Source organism: Streptomyces sp. JLBJ103, assembly GCF_058215575.1.
The window spans coordinates 347229-359974 of sequence record NZ_CM177089.1; the positions used below are offsets into that span (position 1 = coordinate 347229).

A 12746-nucleotide genomic window follows, 5' to 3' on the forward strand; every position below is an offset into this window, starting at 1 on the left:
CCCTGGGCCACGCTGGAGAGGAGGACGGTGGTCGTGGGACGGGAGCGGGCTCCCGCCGCACACCGGACACAGGAGGCGTGGGTGCACACGAGGTGATGGCCCGGAACCGGTGGTCCCGACGGCTCCAGGAGGCCGCGAGTCGGCCCGGAACCGCCGAGGGCCTGATGAAGGAGCGCCAGGGCCGGGCGGGACTGCTCGCCCTGGTCCCCGGCCTGCTCCTGGTCTGCGGTGTGCTGGCCGATGTATTCGGCCCGGTGCCGTACTCGGGACTGCCGCTGCTGGCCGCCGCCCCGCTGGTGGGGTGCATGGTGCTGCCGTTCAGGGGTGCCGTGATCACCGCGGTGTGCGCATGCGTGGTGTCGGTGGGCACGGATCTGGTGGTGCACCGTCCAGTGCTGGCGCTGGTGGTGGATCTGCTGGATGTGGCGGTGATCAGCGCGATCGCGCTGTGGCTGAAGTGGGTGGTGCGCCGCCAGGGGCAACGGTTCGCCGCGGTGCAGGCAGTCGCCGAAGTGGCCCAGCGTGCGGTGCTGCCGCCGCTGCCCGCCCAGGTGGGGCCGGTGTCGGTGGCCACCCGCTACGAGTGCGCGTACGCGGAGGCCCAGATCGGCGGGGACTTCTACGCGGTACAGTCCTCGCCGTTCGGGGTCCGGGCGTTGATCGGGGACGTACGCGGCAAGGGGTTGCCCGCGGTGTCCACGATGGCCGTGGCGACCAGCACCTTCCGGGAGGCGGCCGGGCGGGTGCCGTCGCTGCGGGCGCTGGCGGACCACCTGGACCACGCACTGGCCCGGTACGCGGCGGACACCGGGGACACCCCGGACGCGCTGGAGGGGTTCGCCACCGCGGTGCTGGTGGAGATCCGCGTGGAGGAGGGCGCGCTGCGGGTGTGCAACCGGGGTCATCCGCCGCCCTATCTGATCCGGGACGGTGAGGTACGGGCGCTGGAGCCCGCGGTGGCGGGGCTGCCGCTGGGGCTGGGGCTGAGCGAGAGCGAGGTGCCGCCCGGCACCGACACCTTCGCCTTCCACCGGGGCGACTTTCTACTGCTGGTGACGGACGGGGTCACCGAGGCCCGGGACGAGAAGGGCACCTACTACGAACCGGGCACCGGGCTGTCCGGCCGCGATTTCCACGCGGCGTCGCAGCTGGTGGACACGCTCGTCGCGGATGTCACCGCCTGGACCGGCGGCCAGCGGCAGGACGACATGGCGATCCTGGTGCTGACTCCCCGCCCCGCCCCGCCGTCCACGCCGTCCAGTGATCCGCTCTCGTGACCACGCCTCCGTGCGGGGACGCGGAGGCGTCAGACATCGAGGCGCAGCGCCACCTCGGACATCGTCGCGCGGGCCGCGTCCAGGTCGACACGGCCGCGGTCGGCCACCAGATACATGAAGACACCCTGCCGGGTGCGCTGGCTGAGCGGCCGGATCACGTGGTACTCGGTGTCCAGGGTGACCACGATGTCTTCGAGCCGGTCGGGGGTGTAACCGAGCAGTTCGAGGGTGGAAAGCTTGGCGCGCAGCACATCGGTGTCGCCGTACGCCACCTTCTCCAGGTCCGGACCCTGGGCGCTCTGCACGGCTCCCAGGGTGATCCGGCTGAGATAGTCCACGAGCGAGGCCGCCAGCGCGCCCTCGACACGCATGACGTCATCCAGCGCGTCCTCGATGTCGGTCATAGCCCATCGTCCTCCCGTGAGTGAGAGGGTGCGATGCCGACCGGACGGTCCCGAAGCGGCCCGCGCGGCCACGTCCACGAAACGCCCCATCGGGGGAAAAATCCACATCTCATCCTTGCACAAGGCGCCGTTCGCCGGAATCCGGAAAAGGCAGAGGACAGCGCTGACGCATAGAAGTACGATGTACTGCATGAATATTCACAACGTGTCCTTCGGCCACCCCGACGCCATCCGGCTCAACGCCCGCGTGCAGCGCGAATACGCCGAGCGCTACGGGGACAACGGGGACATCACGCCGCTGGACCCGGCGATGTTCGCACCGCCGCGGGGTCTGTTCCTGATCGTCTACGACGATCGGGGCACCCCGGTCGCCAGCGGTGGCTGGCGCACCCAGGACACCAACGACGAGGGCTACGCGGACGGCGACGCGGAGATCAAGCGGATGTATGTGATCCCGGAGGCGCGCGGCCACGGACTGTCCCGGCTGGTGCTCGCGGCGCTGGAGGACGACGCGCGTGCCGCGGGACGCACCCGGATGGTCCTGGAGACCGGGATCAAACTGCCCGAGGCCATCTCGCTCTACACCTCCAGCGGTTATGAGCCCTGCGCGCGGTTCGGGCCCTACCGCTTCGACGAACTCAGCCGCTGCTACGCCAAGCCGCTGACCGTCACCGCGCCCTCCGCCACCGCCTCCGGTCCGGCGGTATGACCCGCTGTCACTTCCGCCGTCTGCCGGGTGCGGGCGCGAGCGCCACCGCGGCCTCGCTCGTGTACATCAGAAAGGTCAGCGTCTCCTGGAAGTACAGCCGGATCCGGTTCTCGTCGTGGGCGAGATAGCCGATGGACACGTCCTGGCCGATGTGGAGTGCGAAGTCGCCGCCACGGGTGGACAGCAGAAAGGCGCCGTCGATGGCGGGTGCCCAGATGATGTCGCCGTCCAACACCCGGTCGATGTGCTTGTGGATCGGATAGCCGTGGTCGGAGGTCTCGTTCACGGCGGTGTACGCCTCGGCGCTCAGCGCGAGGGTGTACGCGCCGTCGACACCCGCCAGCCGCAAGGTGGTCACCGCCTGACTGATGGCGTTGGGGTAGTCGCGGACCTCCGCCGGCAGGGTCAGCTCGGGGTTGGAGCTGCTGCGCCGGATTCCGGTGATGCCCGCCGCGGGGTAGCCCTCGAACACCGCCCGGTCCTCGGCGAACGCGATCTTGCGTGCGGCGTCCTTGACCGGCTGCCAGTCCGCGTCCTTGGCACCGCGTTCGACGGAGTCGACCTGACGGCGGTCGACCGTGAAGGGGACCCGCAGTTCGACCACCGGCTCGGACCTGCGGGTGTGCGCGACCACACCCTTGGCCGGTGGATCGATGGCCGTCAGATGCCCGGTGCCCACCGCCGCGAGCTCCAGGCCCGCCGGTTCGGGCACATCGACGATCCGGCGGCCCGCCAGATGGCGGGTGAAGGTGCGCCGCGCCTCCTCCTCCAGATCCGCCCATGCCGCGTCGGAGACGGGCGCCAGTTCACGGTGCAGGTTCTTCATCGCGGGCGCTCCTCTTCACATCGCCGATCCCCAGGGAACCGTCGTGTGCCGGTGTGCCGGACGGTGCGGTGCACCGGATCCCGGGAAGCGGTGGCGCCGTGTCGCCGGTGTCGGCGGTGGACTCGGCGGCAGCGGCGGGCGGATCGGGCAGGTCCTCCAGGAAATCGGCGCTGGGCACGAAGAACAGCGTGCCGGTCACGGCCGTGGAGAAGTCCAGGATCCGGTCGTGGGTGGCCCGAGGGCTGCCCAGGAACATGTTCTCCAGCATCCGTTCGGTGACGGATGGGGTGCGGGCGTAGCCGATGAAGTAGGTGCCGAACTCGCCCTGCCCGGCGCTGCCGAAGGGCATGTTGTCGCGGAGGATCTGCCGCTCGGTGCCATCGGGATCGACGATGGTGGTCAGGGCGACATGCGAGTCGTCCGGCTTGACCGCGTCGTCCAGTTCGATGTCGGACAGTTTGGTCCGGCCGATCACCTTCTCCTGAGCCTCGACCGGAGTTGCGTTCCACGCCCGCAGATCGTGCAGGTACTTCTGCACGATCACATAACTGCCGCCCGCGAACTCCGCGTCCTCGTCGCCGATGAGAACCGCCGCGCTCGCCGCTGGTCCATCCGGGTTCTCGGTGCCGTCCACGAAGCCCAGCAGATCGCGTACGTCGAAGTACTTGAAGCCGTGGGTCTCGTCGCGGACGGTGACCACCTCGCGCAGCCGGTCCATGATCTCGGTGGCCAGCCCGAAGCACAGGTCGAGCCGGGTGGCCCGGATGTGGAAGAGCAGATCCCCGGGGGTGGCCACGGCGCGGTGGCGGGCACCGGCCAGTTCGCGCAACGGATGCAGTTCGGCCGGGCGCGGCCCGTCGAACAACCGGTCCCACACATCGGAGCCGATGCCGACGACGCAGCTCAGCGCGCCGTTGGGGGCACGGAAGCCGACCGCCCGCTGGAGCGCGGGGACATCCGAGAGCAGATCACGGGTGCGGGGTTCACCACCCGGGTCCACGGTCACCACCAGGAAGATGGCCGCGCTGGTCAGCGGGGAGAGCACCGGCTGCGGGATCACCTCCCGCGGGGCGGGAGAGGTCATCGCGCGCCACCTCCTCCCGTCCGGTGCACCGGCCACCCTCGATTGTCCCCCGGGGCCGGAGGTGTCGCATCCGAGGGCCGGACGGCCGTGGTGCAGGGCCCGGACCCGCCGGTCAGCCCGTGGCGCCGAGCGGCGGGCCCTCCTCGGCGAGCGGACCGGACACGCCCACTCCGGCGTCCAGTTCCAGGCCCATGTGCCGGGCGAGCCCGGCGGCGAGGGCCGCGACGGTCGGGTGCTGCCAGACGAAGTTGCCCGCCAGTTCGACGCTCAGCCCCGATTCCAGCCGGACCCGCAGCTCCATGGCGAGCAGGGAGTCGAATCCCAGGGATTTCAGCGGGGTCTGGGGGTCGAGGGTGGTACTGCTCAGCCGGAGCACGGCACGGATGTGCTCGCTGAGATACGCCTCGAGCGCCGCCCGGCGGGCGAGTCCCACCGGGAGGGCGGTGAGCCGGGTGCGGATGCCGTCGGTGCTCTCCGGGTTGGTGTCCGCGGTGTGCTCGTCGTCGGCGGTGAGCCGGGCGAACAGCGACGAGTGGCGCCCGGTGACGGGGATCCAGCTGTCCGGCTCTCCGGGAATCACACCGGTCTGCACCCGGCCGTGCGCCAGCAGGGTGCCGAGCGCCCGCAGACCGTCGTCGGTGGGGATGGTCTCGTAGCCGCGGTCGGCGAAGCCGGTGGCGACACCGGTCTCGCCCCACGCGCCCCAGTTGACCGCGAGGGTGGGGGCACCACGGGCGGTACGCCAGGCGGCGAAGGCGTCCAGCCAGGCGTTGGCGGCCGCGTAGGCACCCTGTCCGGGGTTGCCGAGCAGGGAGGCCATGGAGGAGAACACCGTGAACCAGTCGAGCGGCTGTCCGGCGGTGGCGTGGTGCAGCCGCCAGGCCCCGGTGACCTTCGGTGTCCACACCCGGTGCAGCTGGTCCTCGCGGATGGTGGTGATCGCCGCGTCGTCCAGCACCATGGCGCAGTGGACGACGCCGCGCAACGGGGCGCCGTTGTCGGCGGTGGCCGCGGCCACCAGCCGGTCGGCCGTCCCGGGGCGGCCGATGTCACCGAGGATCACCGTCACCCGGGTCCCGGCGGCCGACAGCTCGGCGAGGGTCCGGGCGGTGGTGGCGGTCGGCGCGGTACGGCCGTTGAGCACCAGATGGTGTGCGCCCTGGGCGGCCAGCCAGCTCGCGGTGGCGAGGCCGAGACCGCGCAGCCCGCCGGTGATGATGTAGGTGCCGTCCTCGCGGACCGGGAGCGGACCGTCGGGCAGCACGGCCCGGATCTCGCCGTCCTGCGGGACGGTCAGCACCAGTTTGCCGATATGGCGGGCGCCCGCCATCTGCCGGAAGGCGTCGGTGGCCTCGGCGAGCGGGACCGCCGTACAGCGCAGCGGCTTCAGCCGGCCGGCGGTGAACTCGGCCAGCACCTCGCGCAGCAGGGCGGCCATCACCGCGGGCCGGGCGGCCTGGACTTCCCTGAGGTCCACCGTGCTGAAGGTGATGTTGTGCTGGAGGGGGGACAGTCCGAGCGGGGCGTCGGAGAGGATGTCGCGGACGCCGAGTTCGAGGAAGCGGCCGAACGGGCGCAGACATTCCAGTCCGGCGCGGATGGCCGCCCCGGACAGCGAGTTGAGGACGATGTCCACCCCTTCGCCGCCGGTGGCCTCCTTCACCTCGTCCCGGAAGTCCAGCGACCGGGAGTCCATCACCTGGGCGATCCCCATACCGCGCAGATACCGTCGCTTCTCCTCGCTGCCCGCGGTGGCCAGCACCTCGGCGCCGAGCAGCCGGGCCACGGCGATGGCCGCGAGTCCGGTGCCACCGGTGGCCGAGTGGATCAGCACCCGCTCCCCCGCGGTGAGGCGGCCGATGTGGCGCAGTGCGTACCAGGCGGTGAGGAACGCGATGGGCAGCCCGGCCGCGGTGGCTGGGTCCAGGCCCTCGGGGATCGGTCCGGCGCAGTCCGCGGGGACGACGGCGAACGAGCCGAAGGCGCCACCGCGTACGTCGACCGCGACCACCCGTTCACCGGTGCGCAGATGGTCCACACCGGGGCCGACCGCGGTGACCTCACCCGCGCATTCGAAACCGATCCGGTAGCGGATGTCGTCCGCGTCGCCGGGGAGCAGACCCATGCTGGTGAGCACGTCACGGAAGTTCAGCCCCGCGGCGAGGACCCGCAGTTCCACCTCCCCCGGGCCCGGCGGTCGGCGCCGGGTGGCGGCGAACTCCAGGGTTTCCAGGTCGCCGAGGCGCCCGGCGCGCAGCCGGAAGCCGTCGGTGCCGCAGCGAACGGTACGGGTGGCGGCCTCGGTGCGCTCCTCGTCGGTGACGGGGGCGTAGGCCAGCCGGGCGACGTGGCGGTCGCCGTCGCGCAGGGCGATCTCGTCCTCGGCGGCGTCGGCGAGGAGTTCGGCCACCAGGTCGCCGGTGCCGCCCGGGGCGGTGTCCACCAACGTGGCGCGCAGTTCGGGGTGTTCGTAGGCGAGGACGCGCACCACACCGCGCAGAGCGCTCTGTCCGGGGTCGGCCGGTTCGCCGGGTGCCAGGGCGCGGGCGCCGCGGGTGACGGCGTACAACCGGGGCGGGTCGGGGATACGGGCGGTGAGGACCTGGGCGGCGGCGAGCAGCCGCCGGGTGCGGGACAGGGCGTCCGCGCCGGGCACTGCGACGCCGCCGGTGGCGGGGCCGGGGGTGTGGTGCCCGGCGGGCGGCGGGGCGCACAGCAGCACCACGCCCCGCAGTGCGCCGCCGGGGCCCGCGAGCCGCCCGGTGAGGGCGTCCCGGAAGGCGTCGAGACTCTCGTCGGTCAGGGCGGTGTCCCAGACCCGGGCCTCGGCTCCGGCGGAGCGCAGCGCGTAGGCGAGGGTACGGGCGCCGCCGTCGGCCTCACCGACGACCAGCCACCGTCCGGGCCGCAGGGTGGCGGGCGCGGCGGGCCGTATCGCACGCTCCCAGCCGACCTCGAGGAACCACCGGTCGACCTCGGTGGCGCTCTTGGGCACGGTCCGGCGGGCCAGCCGCAGTCCGTCGAGGGCGAGCACGGGTCTCCCCTCCGCGTCGAGCAGCCGGATGTGTCCGACGACGCTCTCCGGGGTGGCCTCGGCCATCCGCGCGTGGCAGTGGACGGCGGTGGCGGGGTCGCCGAGGACCCGTGCGCTCTGCACCCGTACGGGCAGCACCAGTCCCGGGTCGTCGCCGTCCTCGAGCATGCCGGCGACGAGGAGTTGGGCGCACAGGTCGACCAGGACGGGGTGGACACGCAGTCCGTGTCCGGGGGTGCGGGAGGCTTCCGGGAGTTCGATCCGGGCCCAGAAGCTGTTGCCGTAGCGGGAGGCGTGGACCTCGGTGATACCGCTGAACGCCGCGCCGTGTTCCAGGCCGCGGGCCCGCATGTTGCCGTACAGGGCGGTGGGTTCGACGGAGATCGGGTGACGCAGGGCCAGGGTCTGGACGGAGGCGGGGCGGGAGCGCGGCGGTACGGCGAGTCTGCGGAGGGCGGCGGTGGCCTGGAGCACCCAGGTGCCGTCCTCACCCCGGCCGTAGATCTCGCACTCGGCGCGGTCGGGGGCGGCCAGGGTCACGGTGGTGCTGAGGTCGGTGCGGTCGGTGAGCCGCAGCAGTTCACGGAAGCGCAGATCGGTGACCTCGACCTCGGTGGGCGTGGTGTCGAAGACCTCGCAGGCGGTGGTGAGGGCGAGGGCGTAGTACGCGGCGCCGGGCAGGACGGGGGTGCCGTGCACCCGGTGGTCGTCCAGCCAGGGCAGGGCCGCGGTGCCGGTGGTGGCGCGCCAGGAGTGGCGGGGCGGCTGTCCGGGCACTTCGGTGTGGACGCCGGGGAGTTCACCGGCCGCGCGGAGTTCCGCGGATCCGCCGGGAGTGTCGGAGAGGGGGATGTCGGCCCAGTGGTGGGTGCGGTCGAAGGTGATGGGGGGCACGTCGGCGAGGGCGGCACCGCCGTACAGCCGGGTCCAGTCCACCGGGACACCGGCGCAGTGCAGCGCGGCGAGATGAGTGCGGAAGGTGGCGGTCTCGTCGGTGTCGCGGCGCAGGGTGGGCAGGACGACCGGGTCGTCGACGAGTCCGGCCAGGCTGCGGGCCACGGGGTGGGTGACCACGGGGTGCGGGGAGATCTCGGTGTACACCAGGTGGCGGTCGGCCGCGGCGGCGGCCACGGCGGCGGAGAACCGCACCGGGCGCCGCAGATTGGCGCACCAGTAGTCGGCGTCGAAGGCGGGGACGGCGCGGCTGTCGTCGAGGACGGTGGTGTAGAAGGGCACCCGTGGCCGCCGGGGTCTCAGATCGGCCAGCGCGGTGCGCAGATCGGCCAGGAGCGGGTCCATCTGCGGGGAGTGCGAGGCGACATCGACAGCGACGAGGGCGGCGGGGACACCGCGGCGCTCCCAGTCGGCGACCAGCCGCTCGACGGTGGCGGTGTCCCCGGCGACGACGGTGGAACCGGGCGCGGCCATCACGGCCACGGTGACGGTGCCGTCGGCAGCGGCGGCCTCGATCGCGGACTGTGCCTCGGCGGCGGACAGGCCCACGGTGGCCATGGCGCCCCGGCCCGCGACCCGGGCGAGCAGCGCGGAGCGGCGGCAGATCACGGCCGCGCCGTCGGCGAGGGAGAGCGCTCCGGCCACGACGGCCGCGGCGACCTCACCCATGGAGTGGCCGATGACACCGGCCGGTTCGACACCGTGGGCGCGCCAGGTGGCGGCCAGCGCGGTCTGGAGGGCGAACAGCACCGGCTGTACCCGGGCGCAGCCGGTGACCGGCTCGCCCGCGCGGACGATGCCGAGCACCGAGAACCCGGCTTCGGCGGCGATGAGTTCATCGGCCTCGGTGAGGGCGGCGGCGAAGGCCGGGTCCCGCTCGAGCAGTTCACGTCCCATACCGGGCCACTGCGAGCCCTGCCCGGAGAACACCCACACCGGCCGCCGGGAGACGGCGGCGCCGACGGAACCGGTCACCACATCGGGGTGGGCCTGCCCGGCGGCGAACGCCCGTAGCGCGTGGACGAGTTCACCCCGGGTGCCGACGGTGACGCCGAGGCGGCCGCGCCCGCCGGAGCGGCGCAGGGCGAGGGTGTGGGCGATGTCGCGCAGCGGCACCCCGGCTCCGTCGCCCTCCAGCCAGTCGGCCATGCGGTGGGCCGCGGCGGGCAGCGCGGCGGGCGATCCCGCGGGAACGAGGAACACCTGCGGGACGGACCGGGTGGCGAGCCGGAGGCGGGGGGCCTCGTCGGGGGCGGGGGCGGCGGGTGGCTGCTCCAGCAGCACATGGGCGTTGGTGCCGGAGAAGCCGAAGGAGGAGACGGCGGCCAGCCGGGGGCCGGTCCGCACCGGCCAGGGGGTGAGCTCCCGGGGGATGAAGAAGCGGGTGCTGTCGGCGTCGATGGCCGGGTTCCAGCGGGTGAAGTGCAGATTGGGCGGGATCCGGCCGTGGCCCAGGCAGAGGATCGCCTTGATCATGCCGGTGACCCCGGCGGCGGGCTCCAGATGGCCGAGGTTGGTCTTCACCGAGGCCAGGGCGCAGCGGTCGCGGCCGGTGCCGTAGACCTGCGCGAGGCTGGTGAACTCCACCGGGTCGCCGACCGGGGTGCCGGTGCCATGGGTCTCGACCATCCCCACGTCGGCGGCGTCGATCCCGGCGCGGCGCAGCGCCTCCTCGTACAGGGCGCGCTGGGCGGTGGCGGAAGGCGCCGCGAGACCGTCGGAGCGGCCGTCCTGGTTGACGGCGGAGCCGCGCAGTACGGCGAGGACCCGGTCCCGGTCGCGTTCGGCGTCCTCCAGGCGTTTGAGGACGACGATGCCGCAGCCCTCACCGCGGACGAAGCCGTCGGCGGCGGCGTCGAAGGCGTGGCAGTGGCCGGTGTGCGACAGCATGCCCATGCGGACGAACGAACGGGTGGTCCTGGGCTCGAACATGAGCGTCACTCCGCCGGCGAGGGCGAGGTCGCACTCACCCGCGCGCAGGGCCTGGGCCGCGAGGTGCACGGCGACCAGGGAAGAGGAGCAGGCGGTGTCGAGCGCCACACAGGGGCCGTGCAGGCCGAGCAGATACGAGATCCGTCCGGCGGCGACGCAGTGGGAGTTGGACAGGGCGGAGCCCTCGTTCACCCCGGGGTGCCGCTCGAGGCGGTCCATGTAGTCGTTGTAGCTGAGGCCGGTGAAGACGCCGGTGGCGGTGCCACCGAGCCGGTCGGGCGGCATTCCGGCGTGTTCCAGGGCTTCCCAGGACACTTCGAGGAGCAGCCGGTGCTGGGGGTCGAGGACATCGGCCTCACGGCCGGAGACGCCGAAGAAGTCGGCGTCGAAGCGGGAGACGTCGCGCAGATAGCCGCCGTGGGTGGGGAGGCCGGTGTGGGCGGACGGGTCGTCCGGCCACAACTCCCGCCGCTCGGTGGGGGGTTCGCCGACCGCGTCGCGGCCTTCGGTCAGCAGATGCCACAGGGCGGCGGGCGAGTCGATGTCACCGGGGAGTCGGCAGCCCATGCCGACGACCGCTATACGGCTGGGTGCGGATATGTCATGACGCATCGGGAACTCCGTGGGGTGGTGCTCGGCCGGGGTGGGCCGTGTGAGCGGTGGGGAGGGTGGTGCTGTGGGGGAGGTGCCCGTGGGAGTGGTGAGTGGTACGGAGCCGGGTTCCGGACTCAGGTGGCGTCCGGGCTGCCCAGCAGCATCACGTGCTTCACACCACCGATCTGGTAGTTGAAGCTCAGCGCGTAGTCGAAGTCGAGCGGGCGGGTGCGGTGTCCGGGGACGGGGTCGAAGGGGAGGCCGTCCGAGGGCTGTTCGCAGTTGGCGGTGGGGCACACCTCGCCGAGTTCCATCATCATCAGCGTGAGGGCGGCGCCGAGGCAGCCGGCGGGTGAGCCGTGATGGCCGAAACAGCCCTCCTGGGAGGACATCAGCACGGAGCTGTCCGGGCCGTAGAGCTCCCGGATGGTGCCGGCTTCCATGGCGGTGACGGCGGCGCCGCCGTCGCTCGCGCCGTTGACGTAGGGCACCTGGTCGATCCGCCACCGGTCGCCGAGGCAGGCGCGGACGGCGCGGACGAGCTGGGCGCCGGTGTGGTCGGCGGCCAGGGGGTTGGCGAGGCCGTCGCGGGTCATGGCGGTGGCGAGCACCTGGCCGTAGAGGTGGGCGCCGCGGCGGACGGCGTGTTCCCGGCTCTCCAGGATGACGGTGGCGGCCCCCTCGCCGTGGTTGATGCAGTCCGCCCGCCGGTCGTAGGGGCGCATCAGGGAGTCGAAGGACGGGAGGAGGTCCGGCATACCGGCGGCGTCCATGCTGTCGTAGGCGTGCTGGGCGCCGCGCAGCAGCCGCTGTCCCTTCTGTATCAGGCCGAGGTTGAAGACATCGACGCCGGTGACGACGGCGATGTCGGTCTCGCCGGCGGCGATCAGCCGGCGGGCGTTGCCGATCTGGACGGCGGCGGAGGAGCAGCCGCAGGAGACGGTGTAGCAGGGGCCTACGGTCCGGGTGAGGGCGCCTTGGACGACGGCCACATCGGAGGGGGACACCGCCTGTTCGGCGGCGACGAACATCTCCAGGGCGTCCAGCGTGGCGGTGCCGTCGGGGTCGATGTTGAGCAGGGAGAGATAGCTGTCCACATTGGCGTCCACGCTGCCGCGGCCGACGAGGATCGCCGATGCGCGCAGATCACCGGCGCGGAAGTCCAGTTCGGCGTCGGCGCATGCCTCCACCAGGGAGACCAGGCCGAGCCGGTGGGCGCCCGTGTAGTGGCGGGAGAAGAACTCCGGGATGTCGGGGAGACGTTGCTCGAACTGTTCGTCGGTGAGGTTCACCGAGCCGTAGTAGATGTCGTGCTGGACGAGTGCGGAGCGCCCCTGTGCGGCGATCTCCCAAACCTGCCCGGCGGTGAAGACGGGTTCCGCACCGCCGGGCAGACAGAAACCCAAGCCGGTGACCACCGCGTCGCGCGCATTTACGCCGCCTTTCATCATGGCGATCCCTTTCCCCTTTTAGCAGACCGCGGACGCACCGCTGCGCGGCGGGCCCTACTCTGCTATGAATGTGCGGTAGCACCACCGGTAGACAGGGATCAGCTCACCCTCGAATTCGGCGCACTCGCCCGCGGATTCGAAATGTTCATAACCGTTGCCCCGCTGGATCTTGACCCGCTCCAGCCCCGCGACAGCGGGAGCGGCCCATACCTGGGGAGTTCCGGGCGGTCCGTCGACCAGGAGGACGAATGCCGGTTGAGACATGGAGGGACCCTCGGTGGATCAGGAGCAGATCGTCGCTCGGAACGATGTGTGGATTTACTGACGCTACGCCGTCAAGAGGGCCTACCGACAGGTGGTGTTGAATCACCGAGGCGGCTGCGAATAGTTCGGCACCCTGTTGTGCACGCCCGGCGCCCACCACACGCCACCGAGCGGGAAATGCGGCCCGGCCTCTTCCTCACGCCCCCTCTTACGGAAA

General features: G+C 72.3%; 8 protein-coding genes. 2 read left to right on the forward strand and 6 right to left on the reverse strand.

Going from position 1 to position 12746, the window contains the following annotated elements; translation table 11 throughout:
* Positions 1–77: 77 nt before the first annotated feature.
* Entirely contained in the window at positions 78–1277 is a 1200-nt protein-coding gene (locus tag AC4BEG_RS01405) for a PP2C family protein-serine/threonine phosphatase (RefSeq protein ID WP_490704063.1), read from the forward strand.
* 29 nt (positions 1278–1306) lie between these two features.
* On the opposite strand, the gene AC4BEG_RS01410 is transcribed toward AC4BEG_RS01405, so the two are convergent.
* Complete coding sequence (locus AC4BEG_RS01410) at positions 1307–1681, reverse strand: hypothetical protein (protein ID WP_490704064.1); 375 nt, start codon at positions 1679–1681, stop codon at positions 1307–1309.
* A gap of 190 nt (positions 1682–1871) precedes the next feature.
* On the opposite strand from AC4BEG_RS01410, the gene AC4BEG_RS01415 reads away from it, so the two are divergent.
* Positions 1872–2390 carry a GNAT family N-acetyltransferase gene (locus AC4BEG_RS01415; RefSeq protein WP_490704065.1) on the forward strand — a complete coding sequence of 173 codons (519 nt, stop codon included), beginning with the start codon at positions 1872–1874 and terminating at the stop codon, positions 2388–2390.
* A 7-nt stretch (positions 2391–2397) separates the two neighbouring features.
* On the opposite strand, the gene AC4BEG_RS01420 is transcribed toward AC4BEG_RS01415, so the two are convergent.
* The 5 genes from AC4BEG_RS01420 to AC4BEG_RS01440 all read right to left on the reverse strand — a co-directional run bounded on the left by AC4BEG_RS01420 (position 2398) and on the right by AC4BEG_RS01440 (position 12529).
* A complete protein-coding gene (locus tag AC4BEG_RS01420) occupies positions 2398–3216 on the reverse strand; it encodes a family 1 encapsulin nanocompartment shell protein (RefSeq protein ID WP_490704066.1) in 819 nt (272 codons plus the stop codon).
* The gene (locus AC4BEG_RS01425; RefSeq protein ID WP_490704067.1) at positions 3197–4300 is read right to left on the reverse strand and encodes a Dyp-type peroxidase; all 1104 of its coding nucleotides are present in this window, start codon (positions 4298–4300) and stop codon (positions 3197–3199) included. Before AC4BEG_RS01425 ends, AC4BEG_RS01420 begins: the two co-directional genes overlap by 20 nt.
* A 112-nt stretch (positions 4301–4412) precedes the next feature.
* Positions 4413–10832, reverse strand: coding sequence for an SDR family NAD(P)-dependent oxidoreductase (locus tag AC4BEG_RS01430; protein WP_490704068.1), 6420 nt, complete (start codon positions 10830–10832; stop codon positions 4413–4415).
* A gap of 116 nt (positions 10833–10948) precedes the next feature.
* Positions 10949–12265, reverse strand: a complete 1317-nt coding sequence (locus AC4BEG_RS01435; protein WP_490704069.1) for a beta-ketoacyl synthase N-terminal-like domain-containing protein — start codon at positions 12263–12265, stop codon at positions 10949–10951.
* Positions 12266–12319: 54 nt separating this feature from the next.
* Positions 12320–12529: a DUF5988 family protein gene (locus tag AC4BEG_RS01440; RefSeq protein WP_490704070.1), complete on the reverse strand. Its 210-nt coding sequence runs from the start codon at positions 12527–12529 to the stop codon at positions 12320–12322.
* Between the last annotated feature and the right edge of the window lie 217 nt (positions 12530–12746).

Excerpts from the sequence above, each read along its gene's own strand:
- AC4BEG_RS01420 (WP_490704066.1), bottom strand. The coding sequence starts at position 3,216 with ATGAAGAACCTGCACCGTGAACTGGCGCCCGTCTCCGACGCGGCATGG.
- AC4BEG_RS01440 (WP_490704070.1), bottom strand. The coding sequence starts at position 12,529 with ATGTCTCAACCGGCATTCGTCCTCCTGGTCGACGGACCGCCCGGAACT.
- AC4BEG_RS01415 (WP_490704065.1), top strand. The coding sequence starts at position 1,872 with ATGAATATTCACAACGTGTCCTTCGGCCACCCCGACGCCATCCGGCTC.
- AC4BEG_RS01425 (WP_490704067.1), bottom strand. The coding sequence starts at position 4,300 with ATGACCTCTCCCGCCCCGCGGGAGGTGATCCCGCAGCCGGTGCTCTCC.
- AC4BEG_RS01410 (WP_490704064.1), bottom strand. The coding sequence starts at position 1,681 with ATGACCGACATCGAGGACGCGCTGGATGACGTCATGCGTGTCGAGGGC.
- AC4BEG_RS01435 (WP_490704069.1), bottom strand. The coding sequence starts at position 12,265 with ATGATGAAAGGCGGCGTAAATGCGCGCGACGCGGTGGTCACCGGCTTG.
- AC4BEG_RS01430 (WP_490704068.1), bottom strand. The coding sequence starts at position 10,832 with ATGCGTCATGACATATCCGCACCCAGCCGTATAGCGGTCGTCGGCATG.